General features: G+C 60.5%; 25 protein-coding genes. 11 read left to right on the plus strand and 14 right to left on the minus strand.

Features of this window, described 5'->3' with window-relative positions; genetic code table 11:
- The first annotated feature begins 24 nt into the window (after positions 1 to 24).
- The 9 genes from HX868_RS20650 to HX868_RS20690 all read left to right on the plus strand — a co-directional run bounded on the left by HX868_RS20650 (position 25) and on the right by HX868_RS20690 (position 6,674).
- Positions 25 to 687: a riboflavin synthase gene (locus tag HX868_RS20650; protein ID WP_177004209.1), complete on the plus strand. Its 663-nt coding sequence runs from the start codon at positions 25 to 27 to the stop codon at positions 685 to 687.
- 15 nt (positions 688 to 702) lie between these two features.
- The gene (ribBA, locus tag HX868_RS20655) at positions 703 to 1,794 is read left to right on the plus strand and encodes a bifunctional 3,4-dihydroxy-2-butanone-4-phosphate synthase/GTP cyclohydrolase II (protein WP_016978541.1); all 1,092 of its coding nucleotides are present in this window, start codon (positions 703 to 705) and stop codon (positions 1,792 to 1,794) included.
- Positions 1,795 to 1,884: 90 nt separating this feature from the next.
- Positions 1,885 to 2,361: a 6,7-dimethyl-8-ribityllumazine synthase gene (gene ribH / locus HX868_RS20660; RefSeq protein WP_003176356.1), complete on the plus strand. Its 477-nt coding sequence runs from the start codon at positions 1,885 to 1,887 to the stop codon at positions 2,359 to 2,361.
- Positions 2,358 to 2,858 carry a transcription antitermination factor NusB gene (gene nusB, locus HX868_RS20665; RefSeq protein ID WP_010206836.1) on the plus strand — a complete coding sequence of 167 codons (501 nt, stop codon included), beginning with the start codon at positions 2,358 to 2,360 and terminating at the stop codon, positions 2,856 to 2,858. The genes ribH and nusB overlap by 4 nt, the downstream gene beginning before the upstream one ends.
- An 18-nt stretch (positions 2,859 to 2,876) precedes the next feature.
- Positions 2,877 to 3,842, plus strand: a complete 966-nt coding sequence (gene thiL, locus HX868_RS20670; RefSeq protein ID WP_177004210.1) for a thiamine-phosphate kinase — start codon at positions 2,877 to 2,879, stop codon at positions 3,840 to 3,842.
- Between the two features lie 66 nt (positions 3,843 to 3,908).
- Entirely contained in the window at positions 3,909 to 4,628 is a 720-nt protein-coding gene (locus HX868_RS20675) for a substrate-binding periplasmic protein (RefSeq protein WP_177004211.1), read from the plus strand.
- Positions 4,629 to 4,858: 230 nt separating this feature from the next.
- Positions 4,859 to 5,476: a GTP cyclohydrolase II gene (ribA, locus tag HX868_RS20680; RefSeq protein ID WP_016978544.1), complete on the plus strand. Its 618-nt coding sequence runs from the start codon at positions 4,859 to 4,861 to the stop codon at positions 5,474 to 5,476.
- Entirely contained in the window at positions 5,473 to 5,892 is a 420-nt protein-coding gene (locus HX868_RS20685) for a nuclear FMR1 interacting 1 family protein (protein ID WP_016978545.1), read from the plus strand. Before ribA ends, HX868_RS20685 begins: the two co-directional genes overlap by 4 nt.
- A complete protein-coding gene (locus tag HX868_RS20690; RefSeq protein WP_177004212.1) occupies positions 5,889 to 6,674 on the plus strand; it encodes a cobalamin-binding protein in 786 nt (261 codons plus the stop codon). Before HX868_RS20685 ends, HX868_RS20690 begins: the two co-directional genes overlap by 4 nt.
- Here the strand turns inward: HX868_RS20690 and HX868_RS20695 are convergent.
- The 10 genes from HX868_RS20695 to HX868_RS20740 all read right to left on the minus strand — a co-directional run bounded on the left by HX868_RS20695 (position 6,671) and on the right by HX868_RS20740 (position 18,130).
- Complete coding sequence (locus tag HX868_RS20695) at positions 6,671 to 8,560, minus strand: TonB-dependent receptor domain-containing protein (RefSeq protein ID WP_177004213.1); 1,890 nt, start codon at positions 8,558 to 8,560, stop codon at positions 6,671 to 6,673. The genes HX868_RS20690 and HX868_RS20695 overlap by 4 nt on opposite strands.
- Before the next feature lie 112 nt (positions 8,561 to 8,672).
- Positions 8,673 to 10,571: a 1-deoxy-D-xylulose-5-phosphate synthase gene (gene dxs, locus HX868_RS20700; RefSeq protein WP_177004214.1), complete on the minus strand. Its 1,899-nt coding sequence runs from the start codon at positions 10,569 to 10,571 to the stop codon at positions 8,673 to 8,675.
- Between the two features lie 110 nt (positions 10,572 to 10,681).
- Positions 10,682 to 11,569 (minus strand): (2E,6E)-farnesyl diphosphate synthase, encoded by an 888-nt coding sequence (gene ispA / locus HX868_RS20705; protein ID WP_177004215.1) that lies wholly within the window; start codon positions 11,567 to 11,569, stop codon positions 10,682 to 10,684.
- The gene (locus HX868_RS20710) at positions 11,566 to 11,808 is read right to left on the minus strand and encodes an exodeoxyribonuclease VII small subunit (protein ID WP_003176346.1); all 243 of its coding nucleotides are present in this window, start codon (positions 11,806 to 11,808) and stop codon (positions 11,566 to 11,568) included. Before HX868_RS20710 ends, ispA begins: the two co-directional genes overlap by 4 nt.
- Positions 11,809 to 11,895: 87 nt before the next feature.
- Positions 11,896 to 13,035, minus strand: coding sequence for a Fic family protein (locus HX868_RS20715; RefSeq protein ID WP_177004216.1), 1,140 nt, complete (start codon positions 13,033 to 13,035; stop codon positions 11,896 to 11,898).
- A 101-nt stretch (positions 13,036 to 13,136) separates the two neighbouring features.
- A complete protein-coding gene (locus HX868_RS20720) occupies positions 13,137 to 15,566 on the minus strand; it encodes a TonB-dependent siderophore receptor (protein ID WP_177004217.1) in 2,430 nt (809 codons plus the stop codon).
- A 103-nt stretch (positions 15,567 to 15,669) separates the two neighbouring features.
- The gene (locus HX868_RS20725) at positions 15,670 to 16,602 is read right to left on the minus strand and encodes a FecR family protein (protein ID WP_177004218.1); all 933 of its coding nucleotides are present in this window, start codon (positions 16,600 to 16,602) and stop codon (positions 15,670 to 15,672) included.
- Positions 16,599 to 17,108: an RNA polymerase sigma factor gene (locus tag HX868_RS20730; protein WP_051421997.1), complete on the minus strand. Its 510-nt coding sequence runs from the start codon at positions 17,106 to 17,108 to the stop codon at positions 16,599 to 16,601. Before HX868_RS20730 ends, HX868_RS20725 begins: the two co-directional genes overlap by 4 nt.
- A gap of 70 nt (positions 17,109 to 17,178) precedes the next feature.
- Complete coding sequence (locus tag HX868_RS20735) at positions 17,179 to 17,547, minus strand: MerR family transcriptional regulator (protein WP_177004219.1); 369 nt, start codon at positions 17,545 to 17,547, stop codon at positions 17,179 to 17,181.
- Entirely contained in the window at positions 17,486 to 18,130 is a 645-nt protein-coding gene (locus HX868_RS20740) for an NAD(P)H-dependent oxidoreductase (protein ID WP_177004220.1), read from the minus strand. The genes HX868_RS20735 and HX868_RS20740 overlap by 62 nt, the downstream gene beginning before the upstream one ends.
- Before the next feature lie 186 nt (positions 18,131 to 18,316).
- Here HX868_RS20740 and HX868_RS20745 point away from each other — a divergent pair, with 186 nt between their 5' ends.
- Complete coding sequence (locus HX868_RS20745; protein ID WP_177004221.1) at positions 18,317 to 19,348, plus strand: PDDEXK nuclease domain-containing protein; 1,032 nt, start codon at positions 18,317 to 18,319, stop codon at positions 19,346 to 19,348.
- 14 nt (positions 19,349 to 19,362) lie between these two features.
- On the opposite strand, the gene HX868_RS20750 is transcribed toward HX868_RS20745, so the two are convergent.
- The 3 genes from HX868_RS20750 to ycaC form a co-directional block, all read right to left on the minus strand.
- Entirely contained in the window at positions 19,363 to 19,797 is a 435-nt protein-coding gene (locus HX868_RS20750) for a hypothetical protein (protein WP_177004222.1), read from the minus strand.
- A 29-nt stretch (positions 19,798 to 19,826) separates the two neighbouring features.
- Complete coding sequence (locus HX868_RS20755) at positions 19,827 to 20,393, minus strand: hypothetical protein (protein WP_177004223.1); 567 nt, start codon at positions 20,391 to 20,393, stop codon at positions 19,827 to 19,829.
- A gap of 149 nt (positions 20,394 to 20,542) precedes the next feature.
- Entirely contained in the window at positions 20,543 to 21,175 is a 633-nt protein-coding gene (gene ycaC, locus HX868_RS20760; RefSeq protein ID WP_016978556.1) for an isochorismate family cysteine hydrolase YcaC, read from the minus strand.
- 452 nt (positions 21,176 to 21,627) lie between these two features.
- Here ycaC and HX868_RS30860 point away from each other — a divergent pair, with 452 nt between their 5' ends.
- The gene (locus HX868_RS30860) at positions 21,628 to 21,864 is read left to right on the plus strand and encodes a hypothetical protein (RefSeq protein ID WP_246355567.1); all 237 of its coding nucleotides are present in this window, start codon (positions 21,628 to 21,630) and stop codon (positions 21,862 to 21,864) included.
- Positions 21,865 to 22,138: 274 nt separating this feature from the next.
- Here the strand turns inward: HX868_RS30860 and HX868_RS20765 are convergent, their stop codons facing one another.
- The gene (locus HX868_RS20765; protein WP_177004224.1) at positions 22,139 to 22,915 is read right to left on the minus strand and encodes a LexA family transcriptional regulator; all 777 of its coding nucleotides are present in this window, start codon (positions 22,913 to 22,915) and stop codon (positions 22,139 to 22,141) included.
- Positions 22,916 to 23,010 lie beyond the last annotated feature (95 nt).

The raw sequence follows: 23,010 nt of genomic DNA on the forward strand, positions 1-23,010 counted from the left end.
AGTAACGTTTTCCAGGAGAAGGCCATGTTCACCGGCATTATCGAATCCATCGGCAGCATTCGTGCGATGACCCCAAAAGGCGGCGACGTTCGCTTGTCGGTTGAAACCGGCAAGCTCGACCTGGGCGACGTCAAACTGGGCGACAGCATCGCCATCAACGGCGTGTGCCTGACCGTCATCGAGCTGCCAGGCAACGGTTTTGCCGCCGATGTCAGCCGGGAAACCCTGGACTGCACTGCGATGAACGACCTCAAGGCCGGCAGCCCGGTCAACCTGGAAAAAGCCCTGACCCCGACCACCCGCCTGGGCGGCCATCTGGTCAGCGGCCATGTCGACGGCGTCGGCGAAGTGGTCGCGCGCAGCGAAAACGCGCGTGCCGTGGAATTCCGCATTCGCGCGCCGAAAGAGCTGGCCAAGTACATCGCCCACAAAGGCTCGATCACCGTCGACGGCACCAGCCTGACCGTGAACGCCGTGAATGGCGCCGAATTTGAACTGACCATCATTCCCCACACCCTCAGCGAAACCATCATGGCGTCCTACCAGCCAGGTCGCCGGGTGAACCTGGAAGTGGACTTGCTTGCCCGTTACCTGGAGCGCCTGCTGTTGGGCGATAAGGCCGCAGAGCCAACATCCGGGAACATCACTGAAAGTTTTCTGGCCGCTAACGGCTACCTGAAATCCTGACCAAGGGGGTGCCGCGTGGCGCTCAATAGCATCGAAGAACTGGTTGAAGACATCCGCCAAGGCAAGATGGTCATCCTGATGGATGACGAAGACCGCGAAAACGAAGGCGACATCATCATGGCCGCCGAGGCCTGCCTGCCTGAGCACATCAACTTCATGGCCAAGCACGCCCGCGGGCTGATCTGCATGCCCATGAGCCGTGAGCGCTGCGAGTTGCTCAAGCTGCCGTTGATGGCGCCGCGCAATGGTTCGGGTTTTGGCACCAAGTTCACCGTCTCGATTGAAGCCACCACCGGGGTCACCACGGGCATCTCCGCCGCCGACCGCGCACGCACCGTGCAGGCCGCCGCCGCCAAAGACGCCAAGGCCGAAGATATCGTCAGCCCTGGCCACATCTTCCCGTTGATGGCCCAACCGGGCGGCACCCTGGCCCGTGCCGGCCACACTGAAGCCGCCTGCGACCTGGCGCGCATGGCCGGTTTCGAGCCGAGCGGAGTGATCTGCGAAGTGATGAACGACGACGGCACCATGGCCCGTCGCACCGAACTCGAAGCCTTTGCCGCCGAACACAACCTCAAGATCGGCACCATTGCCGACCTGATTCACTACCGCATGATCCACGAACGTACCGTTCAGCGGATTGCCGAACAGCCACTGGACAGCGAACTGGGCCAATTCAATTTGGTGACCTACCGTGATTCAGTGGAAGGCGACGTGCACATGGCCCTGACCCTGGGCAGCATTTGCGCCGAAGAGCCGACCCTGGTGCGTGTGCACAACATGGACCCATTGCGTGACCTGCTGATGGTCAAGCAACCGGGCCGCTGGAGCCTGCGCGCCGCCATGGCTGCGGTTTCCGAGGCTGGCAGCGGTGTGGTGCTGTTGCTCGGTCACCCGCTGGATGGCGATGTGTTGCTGGCGCATATCCGCGAAACGGCTGACCACGCGCCGGTGAAAAAACCGACCACCTACAGCATCGTCGGTGCCGGTTCGCAGATCCTGCGTGACCTGGGCGTGCGCAAAATGCGCTTGATGAGTGCGCCAATGAAATTTAATGCGATATCCGGTTTCGACCTGGAAGTAGTAGAATACGTGCCCTCCGAATAAAGGCTGGCGATTTTCGCCCCTTGTTCGCGGTTCAAATATCACTAAGGGACGCGTCATACATGCGTCCCGGCTCTTTAAGAGATTTGTCGAATGACCCTGAAGACCATCGAAGGTACCTTCATCGCCCCCAAAGGCCGCTACGCCCTGGTGGTTGGCCGCTTCAACAGCTTCGTGGTTGAAAGCCTGGTAAGCGGTGCCGTTGACGCCCTGGTTCGCCACGGTGTGAGCGAGAGCGACATCACTATCATCCGCGCGCCTGGCGCCTTCGAAATTCCACTGGTTGCGCAAAAAGTTGCTCAACAGGGTGAATACGCGGCGATCATCGCTCTGGGCGCGGTCATTCGTGGCGGTACTCCGCACTTCGAATACGTCGCTGGCGAATGCACCAAGGGCCTGGCCCAGGTGTCCATGGAGTTCGGCGTGCCAGTCGCTTTCGGCGTGCTGACCGTGGATTCCATCGAGCAAGCCATCGAGCGTTCCGGCACCAAGGCCGGTAACAAAGGCGCTGAAGCTGCCCTGTCCGCCCTGGAAATGGTCAGCCTGCTGTCGCAGTTGGAGGCCAAGTGATTTCCGACGAGAGCGACAACTTCAACCCGCGCGAGCCACGTCCAGCCGATGCTGGCAAGCCGTCCAAGAACGAGAAGCGTCGCGCTGCTCGTCAATTGGCGACCCAGGCGCTGTACCAGCGTCACCTGGCGGGCGCGTCGTTGAACGAGATCGAAGCACAGTTTCGCGTCGACAACGATTTCACCTTTGCCGACCTGCCGTACTTCCACGACATCCTGCACGGTGTGCATGCGCACCTGACCGAGATCGACACGGCCCTGGCACCTTGCCTGGACCTGACCATCGAAGAGCTGGACCCGGTGGAACTGTGCGTGATGCGCCTGTCTGCCTGGGAACTGCTGTATCGCGTCGACGTGCCGTACCGCGTGGTGATTAACGAAGGTATCGAACTGGCGAAAGTCTACGGTTCGACCGACGGCCACAAGTTTGTCAACGGCGTACTCGACAAGCTGGCGCCGCGCCTGCGTGAAGCCGAAGTGAAGGCGTACAAGCGCTAAACCGCGCTTGGCACCTGAATGGGCGAGTTTGAGCTGATCCGCAACTACTTCGCCGCCGCGCCCTGTGCGCAAGGCGGCGATGGCATTGCACTTGGGATCGGCGACGACTGCGCCTTGCTGGCGCTCCCTGCCGGGGAGCAGCTGGCAATCTCCACCGATACTTTGGTGGCCGGGGTGCATTTTGCCGACCCCTGCGACCCGTTCCTGCTGGGCCAGCGCTCGCTGGCCGTGGCGGTAAGCGATTTGGCCGCCATGGGCGCCAACCCTCTCGCCTTTACACTTGCTCTCACCACACCGACGGTCGATGCCGATTGGCTGCGACGCTATGCCCAGGGTTTGAACCTAATGGCGCAAAGCTGTGGCGTGGGCCTGGTGGGCGGCGATACCACCCGTGGGCCGTTAAGCCTGACCCTGACTGTGTTTGGTCGCGTACCCGCCGGGCAAGCCTTGATCCGCAGCGGGGCGCAGCCGGGCGATCTGTTGTGTGCCGGCGGCGAATTGGGCAATGCGGCTGGCGCGCTGCCGTTGGTATTGGGTCAGCGCAGTGCCGACGCAGCCATCGCTGATCCGCTATTAGCCCATTATTGGTCGCCGCAACCGCAGTTGGCCCTGGGGCTGGCGCTGCGCGGCAAGGCTACGTCTGCCATGGATATTTCCGACGGCCTGCTGGCCGATTGCGGGCATATCGCCACGGCTTCGGCTGTCAGTCTGTTGATCGAGCGTCAGCGGTTGCCTTTGTCTCAGGCGCTGTTGGCGTTCGTCGGCGATGACGCGGCGCGCGTAGCGGCGTTGAGTGGGGGCGATGACTATGTGCTGGTGTTCACCCTGCCACCCGCCGAGCTGGCGCCGTTGCTGGCCGACGGCTGGCCGGTCCATGTGATCGGACGGGTCGAGGCGGGGCAGGGCGTGACGCTGCTGGACGCCAACGGGCAAGACATCACGCCGGCCATTCGTGGTTATCAACATTTTCGCGGGGCGCCCTGAATCGGCGAGCTGCGCTACCCTCTATAGCGTAATCACGGATGCAAGGCTCTGTAGGAGGTCGCCCCCATGGATGTGCGCCGCTGGCTGCTGATAGTGCTGTGTGCCTTTACGGCTGGGGTCCAGGCGCAGGACGTGCCCGGCAAGGTCATGCTGGCCAGTGAGGAATGGAACGACTACACCAACAAAGACGGTAGCGGCCTGGCCTGGGACGTGCTGCGCCAGGTGTTCGAACCTGCCGGGATCACGCTGCAGACGCGCTCGGTGCCCTACACCCGCTCGGTCGGCCTGGCCCAGCGCGGCGAAGTGGATGGCTGGGTTGGGTCCTATCGCGATGAAGCCACGGGGGTGTTGTACCCCCATTGGAATTTCGATTCCGATCACATCTACGCCCTCGGCCTGGCCAGCACGCCGGCGCCGACGGTAGCCACGCTGGGCAATTACCGCCTGGCCTGGGTGCGTGGCTACAAGTACGAGGAGTACTTGCCCAACGTGCATCGCTTCAACCAGATCGAGCGTCGCGACGGTATTTTGCCGATGCTGCAACACACGCGGGCCGACTTCTACATCGATGCGCTGACTGAGGCCAAGTACGTGCTGAATCAGGCGGATGACCCGTCCAAGTTCACACTGACTCACATTGCCGAACTCCCGCTATACATCGGGTTTGCCGATAACGAGCGAGGTCGCGCCTTGATGGGCGTCTTCGACCAGCGCATGGCGGCCCTGGTGAAAAGCGGCGAGTTAAAGGCGATTTTCGAGCACTGGAAACAACCCTATCCGTTCTAGATCCCCTGTAGGAGCGAGCTTGCTCGCGAAAAACGCAAGCACACCGCGGTCACTCAGAATGCTTGCGTCATCGTTGACGATTTTTCGCGAGCAAGCTCGCTCCTACATAGAATCAATAAGAAGGCCAATCGAACCTATTGATCTTTATCAGCGATAATTCAGCTTAAGCGTCTGTAGGAACCTGCTGTTACAATGGCCGCCATCGTAAAAACTGAAATCAGGAGCACACGGTGCCCGTCGTTTTCGTCGCCGCTTCCAAGCTGCCTACCCCTTTTGCCACGTTCACCATGAACGGCTTTCTCGAAGAAGCCACCGGGCGCGAGCACGTTGTGCTGAGCCTGGGCGATATCGCGGATGGCGCGCCGGTGCTGGGGCGTGTGCATTCCGAATGCCTGACCGGCGACGCGCTGTTCAGCCAGCGCTGCGACTGCGGTTCGCAACTGGAGGCCGCCATGCGGGCCATCGCCCGTGAAGGCCGTGGCGTGCTGCTGTACCTGCGTCAGGAAGGCCGTGGCATTGGCCTGATGAACAAGATCCGCGCCTACGAGCTGCAAGACGGTGGCGCCGATACTGTTGAAGCCAACGAGCGCCTGGGCTTTGCTGCCGACCAGCGTGACTACGCGATCTGCCTGCCGATGCTGGAGCACCTGGGCGTCAAATCCTTGCGCCTGATGACCAACAACCCGCGCAAGGTCAAAGCCTTGACCGAGATGGGCATCACCGTGGCCGAGCGCGTGCCGCTGCATACCGGGCACAACCCTCACAACAAGCTCTACCTGGCCACCAAGGCCAGCAAGCTCGACCACATGATGGGCAACGAGCACCAGGGCGAGGTCGACCGCGCGTGACCCGAGGCCAGGTGAAACGGCGACTGTCCTTCAATTGGTGGCAGTACCTGGCCCTGGCGCTGCTCCCCCTGTTTGTGATCAACCTGGTGTTCGGCCAAGCCGAATCCTTGCTCCCGGTGCTGGCCATGCCGTTCTTCATTGCCGGCGTGGCCTCGATGTTTCTCAGCCTGCGTTACTTCCACGGCTATAAACACGCGTTGATCGCCACCTCCAAAGCCCTCGATACCCCGGAAGAACCGGCTGCCTGGATTACCTTGGCGGCCCGTCGGCGTACGGCATTGCTGGTGGCAGCCGTCCCGGCCTGGATCGGCGCGCTGGCGGTGTTCGTCGGCCTGGAAGCGGTGCCGCTGTTCCTGCTGGCACTGTCGACGCTGGTGCTGTTCTACCTCTACCGCATCCCCCGTCAACTGGGATGAAGCGTGCCTGGCTGGCGGTCCTGCTGCTGGCGTTGGGTGCCCAGGCATTGGCGGCCGAGCGGGTGGTCAGCCTGGCGCCGTCCCTGTCTGAAATCGTTGCTGAACTGGGCGCCGCTGACGTGCTGGTAGGCGTGCTCGATGGCGGTGAGCGCCCGGCCGCCTTGGCGCACGTGGTGTCGGTGGGGCATTACGGCCAATTGGACATGGAACGCCTGCTCAGCCTCAAGCCGGATCTGATCCTGCTGTGGCCCGGCAGCGTCGGCCCGGCCCAGCGTGCGCAGTTGCAGCGGCTGAACATCCCTGTTTATGTCGCTGAGCCCCATAGCCTTGAACAACTCACCACCCAGGTCCAGGCCATCGCCGAGCAATTGGGCCGTGCTGAAGCTGGCCGGCAATTGGCCGCGCAATTACGCCAACGCTTGGTCGAATTGCGTCAGCGCTATCAGCGTGCCGAGCCATTGCGCGTGTTTTACCAAGTGTGGAGCCAGCCGTTGTATACCGTGGGCGGCGGGCAGATCATCAGCGATGCGTTGAATGTGTGCGGTGCGCGCAATGTGTTCGATGACATCAAGCTGCCCGCGCCGCAGGTGAGTATCGAGTCGGTGTTGCAGCGTGATCCCGAGATGATACTGGTGGGCGACCAGGCGCAGAAGGATGCGTGGAAGGTCTGGCCGGCGATGGCCGAGCGGGTGCGCGTGGTGCCGGATAAAGGCCTGGAGCGGCCCAGCGGGCAGATGTTGGAGGCGGTGGCGCGGTTGTGTGAGGTGATCGCGCCTCGCTAGAGGTCCGGCGTCCAGGTCACGCCAACCATCAGTGCACGGCCCTCTTCCCGGTAGCCAAATTGCTGGCCTTGATACTGATACAGCGCCCGGCTGTAGGCTTTGTCCAGCAGGTTATCGACCTTCATGTTCAGCGTGATTTCACGGTTCACCGCCCAACTGGCGCGCAACCCGAGCAACCCATAGCCTCCCAACGGCTGCTCGTTCTTCGGGTCGTCGTAGCTGCTGCTGACCGCCTGCCAGCTGGCGCCGACGCCGAATTGATCGAATTGGCGATCCAGGTCCAGGCTCACGGTGCGCCTGGCGCGACGTGCCAACGTATGCCCGGAATCGCGGTCTCGTGGATCAATCAACGCCAGTCCCAAGCTGCTTTGCCAGCCGAACAGCTCTTGCTTGAGCGCGGCTTCGAAGCCGTTGATGCGTGCCGAACTGACGTTTTGCGGGCCGTCGCTGCCGAACACGATCGCATCCTGGATATCGGTGCGGTACAGCGAAGCTTCCAGGCGGCTGGTGTCGCCGAGTTGGCTGCGCCATTGCACTTCGTAGCTTTTCGAGGTTTCGGGCTTCAGGTCAGGGTTACTGTTCTTGAAGCCGTATTCGTCCGGGTAATACAAGTCATTGAACGTCGGGGCGCGGAAGCCCTCGCTGTAGCTCAGCAGCAGGTCATTGTCCGAGTTGATCGGTAAGGTCAGGGTGCCGCTCCAGCTGTTCTGCCCGCCAAACTGCTGGTTCTGGTCGCGCCGCAGGCCCAGTTCGGTGGAAAACCCTTCGCCGTGGAAGCGATGCTGCACAAAGGCTGCGCGGTTCCAGCGGCTGTTCTCGGTAAAGGTGGTGGAGCCATGGAGGCGGTCTTCGTACCAGTCGCCGCCGAGTATCAGGATGTTCTGCTCATTCAGCTTCAGGTCGTTCTGCCAATTGACCGAGTCGCGGTAGGTGTTGAACACACTGAAATCGTCACTGAGGGTGTCGCGCTTGGTATCGCGGTTTTCGCTGTGGCCCAGTTCCAGGCGCGACTGCCAGCCCTCGTTGAGCTTGGCATCCACGTAACCGCTGGCGCTGCTCACGGTGTAGTCGGTATAGGGCTTTTGCCCAACGGTTTGCCCGGTGGCGGAGTCGTAGCGGCCGAAGCTGTTGTCGTACTCCGAATTACCGCGGTTATCCAGCAGATTGAAACCCGCTTCCAGCTCATCGTTGAAGGCGTGGCTAAGGTTCAGGCTGATGGACTGGTTGCGGTAGGCATCATGGTCGCCATCGCTGGGAAATGACGTGTGCGTCGAGTTAATGCCGGCGGTCTCATCCAGGCTCGCGCCGAGGTTGAAGCGCGTGTGTTCATCGCCACCGGACAGACCGAGGCTGCGCTCCCACGTTTGGTGACTGCCAAAGCCCATTTTCAATCGCGGCTGTAGACCCTGCCCGGCATTACGTCGAGTGAACACCTGGATCACGCCGCCAATCGCATCGCTGCCATAGATCACCGAGCGCGAGCCGCGCAGCACTTCAACCCGTTCAATCTGATCGACGTTCAGGTACTGCAGGCCGCTGTCGCCGGAAGTGGTGTTGGCAATGCGCTGGCCGTCCACCAACACCAGGCTTTGCGCTGACTTGGTCCCACGGATGTAAATCCCCGGCAGGCTGCCACGCCCGCCGGTCGACGCGACCTGCACGCCGGGTACGCGGCTCAGCAGGTCGGTGACAGTGGTGGGTTGCAGGCGGTCGATATCGTCGCGGGTGAAGACGGTGTTGGCGGCGCTGCTGTCGTTGCGGGCCTGGACCTGGCGGTTGGCGCTGATAACCACATCGGGGAGTTTCAAGGCGTCGTCGCGGGTGTCGGCGAGCAGGTCGGTGGCAGGCAGAAGAAGAAAGGGCAGGGCAAAGCGCAGGCGATTCATGGGCTGTCCATAGCGTTGTAGGAGCCGGCCTGCGATGGCGGTCTGTCTGACACATTGATGTTGACTGTGCGGACGCTATCGCCGGCAAGCCGGCTCCTACAGGGGATTTGGGTTACAGGCCCAGCAGTGCCATGCGCTCGCGCACTGACGCTTCAATACCGACCTCATCCAACCCGCATTCCGCCAGCATCTGCGCCGGCTTGGCGTGTTCGACGTACACATCCGGCAAGCCCAGGTGCAGCACCGACTTGAGGATATTCTCCCGCGCCAGGAACTCGCTGACGGCCGCACCGGCGCCGCCCATGATCGCGTTTTCTTCCACGGTCACGAGCAGCTCATGGCTGCCGGCAATCTCACGCACCAGGTCTTCATCCAGCGGTTTCACGAAGCGCATGTCGACCACGGTAGCGTCGATTTTCTCGGCTACTTTCAGCGCTTCCGCCAGTTGCACGCCGAACACCAGGAACGCAGTCTTGCTGCCTTGGCGACGCACGATGCCCTTGCCGATCTCGATAGGCTCAAGGTCTTTCTCGATCACTGCATTCGGGCCATTACCGCGCGGGTAGCGCACGGCAGCCGGGCCGTTGTACAGGTGGCCGGTGCTGAGCATCTTGCGCAGTTCGTTCTCGTCGCTCGGCGTCATCACCAGCATGCCGGGGATGCATCGCAGGTAAGACAAGTCGAAGCTGCCGGCGTGAGTCGGGCCGTCTTCGCCCACCAAACCAGCGCGGTCGATGGCGAACAGTACGTCGAGGTTCTGCACTGCCACGTCATGTACCAACTGGTCATAACCGCGCTGCAGGAAGGTGGAGTAGATCGCCACCACCGGCTTGGCGCCTTCACAGGCCATGCCGGCGGCGAAGGTCACCGCGTGCTGTTCGGCAATCGCCACATCGAAGTAGCGCAGCGGGAAACGCTCGCTGAAGGCCACCAGGTCGGAGCCTTCCTTCATCGCCGGGGTAATGCCTACCAGGCGCGGGTCGGCGGCGGCCATGTCGCACAGCCATTCGCCGAACACACCGGAATACTTCGGCCCGCTTGCCTTTTTCGGCGCAGCGGCGGGAGCGTCCAGCGGTTCCAGCTTGGTGATTGCGTGGTAGCCGATCGGGTCGACTTCCGCCGGGGCGAAGCCTTTGCCTTTCTTGGTGACGATATGCAGGAACTGCGGGCCCTTGAGGTCACGCATGTTGCGCAGCGTGGCGATCAGGGTGGGCAGGTCGTGGCCGTCGATCGGGCCGATGTAGTTCCAGCCCAGCTCTTCGAACAGGGTGCCAGGTACCAGCATGCCCTTGGCGTATTCTTCGGTGCGCCGGGCAATTTCCCACGCGCCGGGTAGGCGCGAGAGCACCTTCTTGCTGCCTTCGCGCATGCTGGCGTAGGTGCGGCTGGAGAGGATCTTGGCCAGGTAATTGGACAGGCCACCGACATTGCGCGAGATCGACATGTCGTTGTCGTTGAGGATCACCAGCATATTGGCGTCCACTTCCGGCGCATGGTTCAGCGCTTCGAACGCCATGCCGGCGGTCAGCGCGCCATCACCAATTACCGCAATCGCCTTGCGATCGCTGCCTTGCAGGCGGGCGGCAATCGCCATGCCCAGCGCGGCGCTGATGGAGGTGCTGGAGTGGCCGACGCCAAAGGTGTCGTACTCGCTCTCGGCGCGGCGCGGGAAGGCGGCAATGCCGTCCTTCTGGCGCAGGGTGCCCATCTGCTCGCGGCGACCGGTGAGGATCTTGTGCGGATACGCCTGATGGCCCACGTCCCACACCAGCCGGTCATCCGGGGTATCGAACACGTAATGCAGGGCGATGGTCAGCTCGATGACGCCCAGGCCGGCACCGAAATGCCCACCGGTCTGGCCGACCGTGTAGAGCAATTCCAGGCGCAACTCATCGGCCAGGGTCTCCAGCTCGGCTTCACCCAGTCGACGCAGGCCGGCCGGCGTGACAGCACGGTCAAGCAGGGGCGTGGACGGGCGCTTGCGGGGAATCTCTTGAAACGTCGTGGGCATCAGGCGAATCGTTATAGGTATAGAAGAGGCGGCAGTTTACCTCAAGCATCGCGAACTGCCCACGCAGAGCGCCGAACTTGGCCGATATGCGGCCGCAAAGGCCGCCGTTATCAGTGCCGGCGTTCGACGATATACCGCGCCAAGTCACGCAGTGGCTCGGCTGCCGCGTCGAAAGGTCGCAGGGCGTCCAGGGCCTGGTCACGCAGTTCCAGGGCATAAGCCTTGGCGGCTTCCAGCCCGAGCAATGCAGGGTAAGTCGGTTTGTCCCGTGCGATATCGGCGCCTTGGCGTTTGCCCAGGGTGGCCGTGTCACTTTCTACGTCGAGAATGTCGTCCTGCACCTGGAACGCCAGGCCGATGGCCAGCGCGTAGGTCTTCAACGCCGCCAATTGAGCGGCTTCGGCACGCCCACTGGCCAGCGCGCCCAGGTGCACGGCGGCTTCGATCAAGGCGCCGGTCTTGTGGCGGTGCATGTATTCCAGGGCTTGTTGATTGAGCTTCTGGCCGACCGAACCCAAGTCGATGGCCTGGCCGCCGACCATGCCGGCCGGGCCCGCCGCCACAGCCAGCGCCGTGACCATGCGCAAGCGGATCTCGGCATTCACGCTGCTCAGCGTCGGGTCCAGCAGTGCGCTGAACGCCAGGCTTTGCAGGCCGTCACCGGCGAGGATCGCACAGGCTTCATCAAAGGCTTTATGGGTGGTTGGCTGGCCGCGACGCAAATCGTCGTCGTCCATCGCCGGCAAATCGTCATGCACCAGGGAATAGGCGTGGATCAACTCCACCGCACAGGCCGCGCCATTGGCCTGCTCGGCGTCTGCGCCCAAGGCTTCGCACGCCGCATACGCCAGCAACGGACGCACGCGCTTGCCACCATTCATCACGCTGTAGCGCATGGCTTCGTAAAGACGCTTGAGTTCGGGGCTTGGCGCAACAAACAAGGGTTCCAACGCCGCATTGACCCGGGCTTGGCTACTGGCCTGATACGCGTCGATCATTCGGGCTGTTCCGCATCGAAAGGTTCTTCGGCCAACTCCCCGTCGCGTTCCAGCAGCACTTGTACCTTCTGCTCCGCCTGCGCCAAGGCGCTCTGGCAGTCGCGGGTCAAGCCGATGCCCTGCTCAAACGCCGTCAACGAGTCTTCCAGCGACAACTCGCCGTTCTCCAGACGCTCGACCAGGGTTTGCAGGTCGGCGAGGGATTGTTCGAAATCGAGTGCAACTTTTTTGCGGGCCATGGCGGCTATTCCGGTAGACGGTAAACCGGCGCGACACTAGCAGACATGGGGATTCTGGGCAAATAAGCGGGCAAATGAGCAGGGGTGTTACTGGTCCGCTGTATTGACTTGATACCGCGTGCTGCGGCCGCCTCCGGGGAGTCGCGTCAGGCAGTCCTTTTCCAGCAAATCAGCCAAATGACGCGTCGCTGTGGCCTTGGAGACCTTGGCGACCGCTTGGTACTGCGCCGCGCTGATGCCGTGCTCAAAGCCCTTTTCACCGCCGTCGAGCAGGCGGTTGAGTACCTTGATCTGTTCGGCAGACAACGCGAGGTCGCGGTGCTGCTGCCAGAACCGGCTTTTGTCCAATACCCGGTCAATCCGCACCATGGCTTGCTGCAGGCTGCGCAACAGGGTCTTGAGGAACCATTCCAGCCAGTCGGTGATATCCAGCGTGGCTTTTTGGCTCGACTCCAGTGCTTTGTAATAGCCTGCGCGGTCCTCAAGAATGCTGGCCGACATGGCGTAAAAGCGGATGGCCTGATGTTCGCCCTGAGCCAACGCCAAGTCGGTGATGGCGCGTGTCAGTCGACCATTGCCGTCATCAAACGGGTGCAACGTGACAAACCAGAAATGCGCCACGCCGGCGCGGACCAGTGGGTCCAGTTCCGGTAGCTCACGGCTGGTTTCGAACCATTCGAGAAAGTCTTCCAGCGCTTGCTCCAGGCCTGTGCGCGGCGGTGCCTCGAAGTGCACGGTCGGCCGATCAAGCCGCTCCGACACCACCTGCATCGGCTCATCACCGCGCAACGCCCCAACATTTAGTGCGCGTGCGGCATAACCCGCTTCGGGTGCAGGGAATAGCAAATGATGCCAATTCAGGAGGCGGGCGAGGGTAAACGGCTGGGCGTATTGCTCAGTGGCGTCCATCATCAGATCGGCCAAGCCTTCACTGCGACGGCTGACGCTGGCGTCCTTCAACGGCTCCAGGCCCAGGCGCCGTGCCAGTGATGAACGTACCGAGCCCACATTCAACTGTTCCCCCTCGATGGCCGAAGAGGTCAGAATATTTTGCAGCAACGCATCCAACTCGTTGTGCGCGTTGACCGCCTGGCTGACGGTGCCGAGCATGCCCAGCAGCTTGCCTTGCGCCTGGCCGCACTCGCGCAACAGGGCCGCCAATTGCTTAGGTTGCCAGTGGAAGTGGGGCCAGTCGGTGTGTTGCCAGATCCAGAACGGTTGGTCCATTGAGGAGTACCTGAGTGCGTGAGCCGAATAGAAACGTTATTCGGCTCATATAGTGAGCCGATTGTGCATTTTATTCGGCTCACCGTCCACTCAGCCTGCCGTTAGAAGTCGTACTTGAACCCCGTCATCACATTGCGTGGCGCCCCATAAACCCCGGCGCTGGTGGTAGTGAAATACTCCTTGTCGAACACGTTGTTGAGGTTCACCGAGGCCGACAGGTTTGGCGTGATCTCGTAGCGTGCCATCAGGTTGGCCACGGCGTAGCTGTCCTGTGTGTAGTAGCGCAGGTCGAAGCCGGTTTTGCTCTGCCAGTTGAAGCCGCCGCCGACTGTCAGTTTGTCCAGCGGGCCGGACAGGCGGTACGTGGTGAACATCTTCACGCTGTGACGGGGGATTTGCGTGGCGATGCGCTTGTCATCCGCGTCGGTGCTGACGCTATAGGTATAGCCGCCGGCGACGTTCCAGCCCTGGGCCAGTTCGCCGTTGAGTTCCAGCTCCACGCCCTGGGTGGTGGTGCCTTGCACGGCTTTGTAGGCCTGGAAACTTGTGGGTGTGAGGTTGTTGCCGTCGGGTTGCGACAGGTTGTCCTGCTCAAGTTTGAACAGCGCCAGGCTGGCGTTGAGCATGTCGTCGTTGAAGCTGCCCTTGACCCCGAGTTCATAACCGGTGCCTTCCAGCGGCGCCAGGTAGGAGCCCGTGACGGTCTGGTCGCTTTGCGGGCTGAAGATCTTGGTGTAGCTGGCGTACACCGACCACATGTCGCTCAGGTCGTAGACGATGCCACCGTAGGGGATAAACACGCCGTTTTCTTCACGATCAAGATGGATGTCGTTGTAGCCGGCGGCGGTGTAGGTCACGTCGTCAGTCTGTTTCCAATTGATCAGGCGCCCGCCCAGAATCAGGCTGGTAGCGTCGTTCAGGTGCCAGCGCGAGGTCAGGTAGGCCGAGTACTGGTTTTCTTTGAAGTCCTCTTCGCCTTTCTTCTCGAAATTGGGTTTGGGTGCGTTGCCGTCCCACTCGTAGATCGGCCCGATATTGCCGTTGTAGCCGGTCCAGGCGCGCATCCATCCGCCGTAGTCCGGGGCGTTGGTATTGCGGATCTGCGACAACTGCATGCCCGCGATCAGTTCGTGCTCGCGCCCCAGAAACTCGAACGGGCCGGTGACATAGGCATCGATCGCATTCTGCTTGGGGTTGCCCTGGAATTTATTGGGGATCACCACGCCGCCCAGGCCAGTGGCTGGGTCTGGGTTGCCGGAGAGAAAATCGATGGCCGAGTCGTATTTGTTCTCGGTGCGGGTGAAGTCGAGTTTGGCGCTCCAACCGTTATCGAACTGATGCTCCAGAGAAGCGAAATAGCTGGTCTGGTCGTGATCGTAGTAAGACCAATTGGCGGCGGTGTTGTAGGACCGCTTGAAATCCGTACGCCCACCGGCGCTGTCGAACAGTGGGAAACCGCTGCGGGGCGGCGCGTTGGTGTGCACGGTCTGGTAGCTGAAACCCAGGGTCAGCAGGGTGCTTTCGTTGAGATCGAATTCGCTGATGCCATAAACCAGGTTGGTGTCCTGTTTATAGCGGTCGACCCAGGAATGTTGGTTCTTGTAGTCCAGCACCATGCGGCCACGGATGTTGCCGGCGTCATTGAGCGGGCCGGACACGTCCACCGATGTGCCATAGCGGTCCCACGTGCCGGCTTCGCCGCTGATACTGGCCTGGGGTGTGGCGGTGGGGCGCTTGCGGATCAGGTTGATGGTGGCGGACGGTTGGCCCATGCCGCTGATCAGGCCGGTGGCGCCGCGCACCACTTCAACCCGGTCGTACATGGCGGTGTTCTGGGTGTAGTTGTCCATCCTTGATGAGGTGGGCACGCCATCGACCTCAAAGTTGGTGATGGCGAAACCGCGCGAGTAGTAAGCGTCGGAATCCGCACCCTGGCCTTCGCGGACCACGGTGATGCCGGACGTAGCCTCCATCGCGTCGGTCAGGTTCGACAGCTTTTGGTCAGCGATACGCTGCTGGGTAATCACCGTGACGGACTGGGGTGTTTCCTTGAGTGCGATGTTCAGGCGGTTGGAGCTACTGGAGGATTGCGTGGTGTAGGAGCCGGTGCCTTCGGTGGTCGAACCAGGCGCCTTGCCAGAAATACTCACAGGCGACAATTGCAGGGTATCGCCGGCGCTGGCCGGGATATCAATGACAAAACTGCTGGCATTGGGCTGGCTGTAACGGGCGTGAGTGCCGCTGGTGAGAATGGCCAGGGCTTGCTGCGGCGTATGTTCGCCACTCAGTGTCGTGGAGCGCAGACCGGTGGCTTGCGCCGCGTCGTAGATCACCTGATAGCCACTTTGCTGGGCGAACTGATCCAGTGCGTCGGTGAGCGATTGCGCGGTGATACTGAAATTCAAGCGCTGGCTGGTGGCTTCGCTCGCCGCAGGCGTGGCGGCTTGGGCGTAGGACAAAGGCAAGCCGGCTGCCATCAAGGCGACCGCCAGTGGTAAGTATTTGAACCCTGTGACCTGTGAATACTGCATGCATCCTCCCCCGAGCTACAAATGATAATGCTTCCTAAGTGCGGGGTGAGACGCAGCAGAAATCCAAATTACCGTGGCCAGCGTAAATAATTTTTCGAAGGCCTCAGCCGCGGACGATCAGGACGCGGCGAGTCAGGGAGGTGGCGCGCAGTTTTTGCGTGGTGATCAACGCGTCGAGAGCACTGTCGATTTGCTTGAGATTGAAGCTGGCACTGATAGGGCGTTGCGCGGCCTGTTCGTCGAGCCAGATCACGCGGCCGCCCTGGTAACGCATCAACTCGTCCAGCACCTCGCGCAGCGGCGCATTGCGCACCCGCAGTTGGCCGTCGCGCCAAGCCAGCAGGCGGTCGGCGTCGACAGCAAGAGGCGCTTGGATCTGGCCACTGATGACCTTGAGTTGTTCGCCTGGTTGCAGCGGCTGATGCCTGCCGCCAGCCATCACTTCAACGCGGCCGCGCAGCAGCGTGACCTCGTCCTCGGCCGATCCGTGACTGACGGAGAACGCGGTGCCCAACACCTTCACCCGCGTGTTTCCAGCCCGAACCACAAAGGGGCGACCGTCGTGACTCACGTCCAGAAACACCCGACCGCGCAACAGGTTCACGCGTCGTTCATCGCTGGTCAGCGTGATGTCGACTGCGCTGTCGCTGTCCAGATGCAGCTGTGAGCCGTCAGCCAGGGTAATGTCTTGTTGCTGCCCGGTGGCCGTGGCGTAATCGCTGCCCCAGGTACTCATTGGCGGTGTCATCAACATCACTGTGGCGAACGCGAGTACCAGGCAGGCTGCCGCCGCATAGATCGCCCGCCGCGGCACCGGCTTACGCCGCTCGTGACGCCGAACCGCGTGTGCAGGCTGCTCCAGTAGTTTCCAGAGCGTTTCCACATTCTGATAGGCGTTGGCATTCAACGGGTCCGCACGCCAGAGCTCGAACGTGTTGCGCTGCTGGGCCGTGACGTGGTCGCCACGCAGGCGCGTCCACCAATCCAGCGCTTGCTGATCACGTTCGGACGGCGAGGGGCTTGGCTGATTGTTCATCGCGACTCGTTGGCGTGCAGGACAGCGGCGCAATGCGCCATGGCCTTGTTCAAATGCCGCTCGACCGCACGGGCATCCAGGCCCAGGCGAATGGCGATCTCCTTGTAACTCAACTGCTCGACCCGGGCCAGCAGAAACACTTCCCGTGTGGGCGAGGGTAGCCCATCGATCAAGCGCTGCAAATGTTCCAGAGTATTTCCGGCAATTGCACTGCTTTGCGGATCGGCATCACTCGCCAGATCCTGCAAATCCTGCTCGTCATTGATGCCACGCACACGGTTTCGCCGCGCATGGTCGATGCTCAGGTTGTTGGCAATACGGTACAAAAAGGCGCGCACATTACCAATCTTGGTCACTTCGCTGTTCATCAAGCGGATGAACGCGTCCTGCAGCAGATCGTTGGCGGTTTCGCGACAGTTGACCCGGCGAGCGAGGTAAGCCAGCAGCTCACTACGGTGCCGGCGGTAGAGCGGGCCGAGGTTGCGATTGCCAGGGTCTTCGGACATGGCGGAGGACGCCGCTCTGGGGAGTAGGGGAAGGCGATGTTAGTGCTAATGAGAAATTGTCGCAAGAACGTCAGGTATTCAAGGCACACTGCCCATGCGCCGTTTGCAACTGCGCCTCAAATGCCTGCAAACCGGCGTGCATCTTCTGCAATTCGGCTATTTGCATGGCCAGTTGATGTTTCTTGTTGGCAATGGCCTGGTCTGCGCGGTCCCACGGCAATGCATCGCCTTGATGATCCTGCAGAATCGCCTGCAATTCCTTTAGCTTGAAACCCAGTTGCTGCGCGCACTTGATAAACATCAACAGTTCAACGCTTTGGGCTGAATACACCCGGTACTGCCCTAAACGCTGCGGCGCAGGCAGCAGCCCGATGGCTTCATAGTGACGAATCGCCTTGATGGTTGTGCCCGACAACTGCGCGGCTTTGCCGATGTACATGAAAACTCCCTTTTCCCAAGAGTGCGCCGGCTTGCTTCAGCCACTTCTCACGCTGCTCCGGTGTAGAGCCCAGCACCGGGCCGAACAGCAGCGTCTTGATTGGCTTGATGCCACAAAACGCCAGGGTGGTCTTGCGCATCTGGTGGATGCCCGGCATGCGGTAGAACCACCGGTAATACCATGGCGGCGTGTCCAGGGTCACCAACAAATGCGCGGTACGGCCGAGTAGCAGTTTGTCAGGGAAGGCCTTGCCTGCATGGTATTTAAAGGCAAAACCGGGTAGGAATATTCGGTCGATAAAGCCCTTCATCAGGGCCGGGATGCCACCCCACCAGATTGGAAACACCAATGTCAGGTGAGTGGCCCAGAGAATGTCGGCTTGCGCGCTGAGCAGGTCGGGTTCCAGCGGCTGAATCTGGGTGTAACCATGATGAAGGGTGGGGTCGAAAGCCAGGTCACCTAAACGTAGGACGCGTACTTCATGGCCGGCGATTTCTGCGGCCTGGATGTAGGTATCGGCCAGGGCTGAACAAAAGCTGGAGGCGGAAGGATGGCCGAGGATCACCAGGGTACGCGGGGTCATGGGGAGGTCCTGAACAGGGCGTTCCAGGGTAAAGGCTGCTGTATAGGGGAGAGTCAAGTCAGTAGTCCGCAATGGCCAGCAGGACGTTTCTGTAGTTATTGAAAGGTCCTTCCTGGAACGCGCTTCGCCCCTTGTGACCGTCAATGCGCCTGACTAGCCTGCCTCAAAACTCCAGAGTGAAATGGCATGAGTGAACCTTGTATCGGCTTGACCACACCACCCGCAGGCTACAGTGACTGGCTGACGGACCTGAAAGGCCGTATTCATGCGGCGCAACAGCGCGCAACACTGGCAGTGAATCGGGAATTGGTGTTGCTCTATTGGCAGATCGGCCATGACATTTTGACCCGCCAGGCGGAGCAGGGTTGGGGCAGCAAAGTCATAGATCGACTTGCCCAGGATTTGCGTGCGGCCTTTCCCCGAATGAAGGGTTTTTCGCCGCGTAACCTCAAGTACATGCGTGCTTTTGCCGAGGCGTGGCCCAGTTCTGAATTTGTGCAACAGGCTGCTGCACAATTGCCTTGGGGCCACAATGTGGTGTTGCTCGACAAACTCCCCGGCCCCGAAACCCGCCGCTGGTACATAGCCCAGGCGATAGAGAACAACTGGTCGCGTAACTCGCTGGTGATGCAAATCGAAAACCGCTTGTTGGAGCGCAGTGGCAAGGCGGTCAGCAACTTCGAGACCCACCTGCCCAAACCGCAATCCGACCTGGCGCGTGAGTCGCTGAAAGACCCTTACCGTTTTGACTTCCTCAGCCTGGCCCTGGACGCGCAGGAGCGCGACATAGAAAACGCCTTGATCAAGCACGTCACCGATTTTTTGTTGGAACTGGGCGCCGGTTTCGCCTTTGTCGGCCAGCAAGTACTGCTGGATGTCGGAGGCGATGAGTTCTTTGTCGATCTACTGTTCTATCACGTGAAGCTACGCTGCTACGTGGTCATCGAACTGAAAGCCGGCAAGTTCAAACCCGAGCACCTGGGGAAGCTGAGCTTTTATCTGGCTGCCGTCGATGCCCAGCTTAAACATCCACAAGATGGGCCCACCATCGGCCTACTGTTGTGCAAGAGCAAGAATGAAGTCGTCGCCGAATATGCGTTGCGCGATAACAATCGACCGATTGGTGTAGCGGAATATCAACTGGTTGAGTCGTTGCCCGCAGAGCTGCGAACCAGCCTGCCAAGCATCGAGCAGATCGAGCGGGAGCTGGCGGGTTAAACCGACTGATAGCCTCAAAATCCCGGCGGAATATACCCCGGCACAAATGGCACATTCAGGCACTTGCCATGCAGGATCCGACCATCCTCAATCCTGAACAGCACGATCTTCTTCGTCTTATCCACCGTGGCTTCCAGCTTGCAATCCGAACTGTGCCCGACCTGCTGGTAATACTCCGTGTACACCATCCCGTTCCCGGTGTGATTCATTGAAGTCCCGGCGGCTTCAGTGGTCGTCCATGAAGAGGACTTGTGCCAAGTCATCACCACCTGGGTGTCGCCATTGGGCGCATTCTGCTTCTTCATCGAGTCGGGCTTACCGAATAAATCCAGCGCCTCTTGCACGTCACGGCCTTCCCAACGTGACTGTGCAATCAGGTGGCACCCGTTGATTAACAGCACGGCGGGCAACAAAAGCCCAGCCAGCAGCGGCCTTGTCCATGTAGGCATCGTGAATCCTTCCTGTAGGTAAGTGTTGCTCAGCGCTTATTGCCCAGCATGTCGTCGAGGTCATCGATCATCTGGCTCTTCTCCTGAGTCGGCCCCAACTGATCGAACATGGCCTTGGTGGTCTGGATCATCTGCAGGTGGGTCATCTTGCCCATGGCGATGGTGTCCTTGCTCTTGCCCGGTTCGCAGACATACGCGAGCGTGCGGTCGAGCCAGAACTCCTTCGGCGTCTGCCACGTGTTGGAGACTTTCAAGTGCGTGAGGGTGTAGGAAAATGGCGCGACCGACTGGCCATTGAGAAAGCGCACCTTGCGCGTGGAGCACTGCACCTCGATGTTGTACACATCGATCATCGGCTTGCCTGGCTCTTCATACACCACCGTGACGGCCACCAACTTCGCGCCCTTGTTGTGGTTCGACGGCACCACCGAAGTGCGGTCGGCTACATACATCACGTTTTTATGGGCGCGGCCGCTGCCGTAGATGATCGACCAGTCGCCGATCGGTGTTTCTTCATCGGCCAATACCGACGTTGTGCCGGTCAGCAAGACGGGCAGCAGTGCCAGGCAGCGTCCGACTTTGGTTAAGGTATTCAATAGCGTCCTTCCTTGAGGCTCGAAATAAGCGAAGGACTTTAGTGGTGAGGCGGCGCCGTCACAATTAGGGCGAGTGTGCTAATGGCGCATTGCTAGTTAACCAAAAAAGCCTGCGTTTTAAGGCAGGCTTAGTGTGTGCAGCGGTTGAGTTAGTCCTTACGCGCCGTCAACGCCGAGTAACCATTCATCAAGTTGCGATAGTTGGGGATGCGCTGGGACAACAGATTCCCCAGGCCTTCAATATCGTTGCGCCAGTCGCGGTGCAACTCGCACGCCACCGAGAACCAGTTCATCAACTGCGCACCCGCTTGCGTCATCCGGCTCCACGCCGCCTGCTGCACCGTGGTATTGAACGTGCCCGACGCATCAGTCACCACAAACACCTCAAACCCTTCCGCCAGCGCCGACAAGGTCGGGAAGGCCACGCACACATCCGTGACCACACCGGCAATGATGATCTGCTTACGGCCAGTGGCCTTGATCGCCTTGACGAAGTCTTCGTTGTCCCACGCATTGATCTGGCCTGGGCGGGCGATGTAGGGCGCGTCCGGGAACATCTCTTTCAGCTCTGGCACCAGCGGGCCATTCGGGCCTTGCTCGAAGCTGGTGGTGAGGATGGTCGGCAGGTTGAAGAACTTGGCCAGGTCGGCCAGGGCCAGCACGTTGTTCTTGAACTCGTTGGGCGAGAAGTCCTGCACCAGGGAAATCAGGCCGGTCTGGTGGTCGACCAGCAGAACAATGGCGTCGTCTTTGTTGAGGCGGTTGTAGGTTGCAGTGCTCATGGTTGAATCCTTTTTTGTTTAGGTTGGTTGGGCGTTGCGTTCAACATGGGCACAGATTAATGGGTGGGGCCTGTGGGATAAATCGGGTGAAACCGGTAATACCGTCAACTCAGAGGTGACAATGGTCGGGGAGCCAGCAGTACCCGTCCCTTTCATTTGAAGGACGTTTCCGAGAGAATCCCAACCGCATTGCGCCAGCGGGAGTGCGTGACTAGGCTGCGGATTGTCACTGCTTATTCAGTGATCGGGTTTAGTCGCCCGGACTTCGCTAGGCGCACGCGCCATCCCAAAGACAGGTGTCTTCTCACCTGCACTTTATGGTGGCTGTGCGCAGGGCACCTCCGGGTGCGCCGGTGCCTAGCGGCCGGTCGACTAACCTGCGTACAGCCGCCACCTCTACTCGTTTAGTCGCGAAAGGACGGTGGTATTCACTTACCGCTAGAGGTTTTGCTATGGATAACATTTGTTCGGATTCACAGTCTTCGCGTGCAACCAACCCATTTGTAGTCAATGAAGAACTGAGCTTTGAGGATGCCTGGTTGCGTGTGGCGGAGTTGCTGCAGTGTGCGGTGGCTACGTCGCAGGTGCTTGGAGAACCGCAGGGTGCGCCGCAGAGGGCGGTGATGCATTTGGTGGAGATGGCAAAGATGGTGGCGGATCGGGCGGTGGAGTGTATGCAGCCTAGCTAAACTGCCCGCTTTGGGTCATTCAATTGTCCAATAGCCTGTTGGACAATTGACTTGGGTTTCTTGCAGACATTAAAAAGCCGGCTTGTGGCCGGCTTCTCGGGGACTGCTTCAGCTTGTTTTTGACAAACCTCACCAGCCTTCAAATCGCTCAGCCCACATTGCGTCGGGCTGAATAGTAGGGGCATCCGCGGGAACTCCTCCGCATCGCCGAGCAAGGTGGATAGCCTAAAGCCACCCCCTGCCAAATGTGCGGCGCATGATACCCACATTCACCTCAAATGCCCACCTCTGGATCCGATTTAGAGCCTTCCCAGCCCAATAAATGCTCATCCAGCGGCACGGGCGGGCGGCGGTTATTCAACGTGGACCACCAGAACACCCAACCCACTATCTGGAAGTTCTGCTCGAACCGTTGCTCGTACGTCAGGTACTCGTCGGGATGTTCAGCGGCATTGTGACTGCGCATCCGCAAGCCGCCTCCAGGCCGGTTGTAGAGGTACTTGATGCGCAGCATGCCGTCGTGTTCTACGGCGTAGATCTCACCGTCGATGATTTGGGTGCGGCCTCGGTCGATGGCGAGGGTGGCGCCTTGTTGGATGATGTCGATCATGCTGTTGTCGACCATATAGGCGCCCATAGCGCGGTCGGGGTTGACGGTGAGGGCTTGCAGGGTGTGCAGGGTGACGCGGATGCGTTCGGTGGAGGTGAATGAGGGGTGGAGGTCGATCTCCACGTCGATTTTTTCTGGAGGACAGGCGGGGCCTGTGAGGTATTTGCCGCTTCCTTCGCGGGTGGTGGGCAGTCCTTTTCGGGTCGTCGGGCCTTCCAGCAGGAAGTTGGCCGGTGGGTGTTTGGGGCCTTCGCCGGTGCGTAGCCAACGGCTGGAGATGCACAGCAGTTCTGCGATCTCGTTGAGTCGGCCCATGGGTACACCGCGCTTGAACCAGTTGTTCACGTGTTGAGGCGTGACGCCGCGGTTCTTGGCGAAGTCGGAGGCGGAAAGATGGACTTCCCGCAGTAGCGCTTTTAAACGATCACCTGATGTATTCATAAACACAAAGCTTACTGACCGGGAAAACAGATCAAATAAACCATGCGTTGAGTGGGGCATGTAGGTCTTTGCTTAGTTGTAGCCTGATACTTCGG

Origin of the sequence: Pseudomonas reactans, assembly GCF_013385825.1 — a bacterium.
Classification (GTDB): Bacteria; Pseudomonadota; Gammaproteobacteria; order Pseudomonadales; family Pseudomonadaceae; genus Aquipseudomonas; species Aquipseudomonas reactans.

What these genes read in the sequence shown, in the direction of transcription:
- HX868_RS20650 (WP_177004209.1), top strand. Translation starts at nt 25, where the DNA reads ATGTTCACCGGCATTATCGAATCCATCGGCAGCATTCGTGCGATGACC.
- ribH (WP_003176356.1), top strand. Translation starts at nt 1,885, where the DNA reads ATGACCCTGAAGACCATCGAAGGTACCTTCATCGCCCCCAAAGGCCGC.
- thiL (WP_177004210.1), top strand. Translation starts at nt 2,877, where the DNA reads ATGGGCGAGTTTGAGCTGATCCGCAACTACTTCGCCGCCGCGCCCTGT.
- HX868_RS20675 (WP_177004211.1), top strand. Translation starts at nt 3,909, where the DNA reads ATGGATGTGCGCCGCTGGCTGCTGATAGTGCTGTGTGCCTTTACGGCT.
- HX868_RS20690 (WP_177004212.1), top strand. Translation starts at nt 5,889, where the DNA reads ATGAAGCGTGCCTGGCTGGCGGTCCTGCTGCTGGCGTTGGGTGCCCAG.
- HX868_RS20695 (WP_177004213.1), bottom strand. Translation starts at nt 8,560, where the DNA reads ATGAATCGCCTGCGCTTTGCCCTGCCCTTTCTTCTTCTGCCTGCCACC.
- dxs (WP_177004214.1), bottom strand. Translation starts at nt 10,571, where the DNA reads ATGCCCACGACGTTTCAAGAGATTCCCCGCAAGCGCCCGTCCACGCCC.
- ispA (WP_177004215.1), bottom strand. Translation starts at nt 11,569, where the DNA reads ATGATCGACGCGTATCAGGCCAGTAGCCAAGCCCGGGTCAATGCGGCG.
- HX868_RS20710 (WP_003176346.1), bottom strand. Translation starts at nt 11,808, where the DNA reads ATGGCCCGCAAAAAAGTTGCACTCGATTTCGAACAATCCCTCGCCGAC.
- HX868_RS20715 (WP_177004216.1), bottom strand. Translation starts at nt 13,035, where the DNA reads ATGGACCAACCGTTCTGGATCTGGCAACACACCGACTGGCCCCACTTC.
- HX868_RS20720 (WP_177004217.1), bottom strand. Translation starts at nt 15,566, where the DNA reads ATGCAGTATTCACAGGTCACAGGGTTCAAATACTTACCACTGGCGGTC.
- HX868_RS20725 (WP_177004218.1), bottom strand. Translation starts at nt 16,602, where the DNA reads ATGAACAATCAGCCAAGCCCCTCGCCGTCCGAACGTGATCAGCAAGCG.
- HX868_RS20730 (WP_051421997.1), bottom strand. Translation starts at nt 17,108, where the DNA reads ATGTCCGAAGACCCTGGCAATCGCAACCTCGGCCCGCTCTACCGCCGG.
- HX868_RS20735 (WP_177004219.1), bottom strand. Translation starts at nt 17,547, where the DNA reads ATGTACATCGGCAAAGCCGCGCAGTTGTCGGGCACAACCATCAAGGCG.
- HX868_RS20740 (WP_177004220.1), bottom strand. Translation starts at nt 18,130, where the DNA reads ATGACCCCGCGTACCCTGGTGATCCTCGGCCATCCTTCCGCCTCCAGC.
- HX868_RS20745 (WP_177004221.1), top strand. Translation starts at nt 18,317, where the DNA reads ATGAGTGAACCTTGTATCGGCTTGACCACACCACCCGCAGGCTACAGT.
- HX868_RS20750 (WP_177004222.1), bottom strand. Translation starts at nt 19,797, where the DNA reads ATGCCTACATGGACAAGGCCGCTGCTGGCTGGGCTTTTGTTGCCCGCC.
- ycaC (WP_016978556.1), bottom strand. Translation starts at nt 21,175, where the DNA reads ATGAGCACTGCAACCTACAACCGCCTCAACAAAGACGACGCCATTGTT.
- HX868_RS30860 (WP_246355567.1), top strand. Translation starts at nt 21,628, where the DNA reads ATGGATAACATTTGTTCGGATTCACAGTCTTCGCGTGCAACCAACCCA.
- HX868_RS20765 (WP_177004224.1), bottom strand. Translation starts at nt 22,915, where the DNA reads ATGAATACATCAGGTGATCGTTTAAAAGCGCTACTGCGGGAAGTCCAT.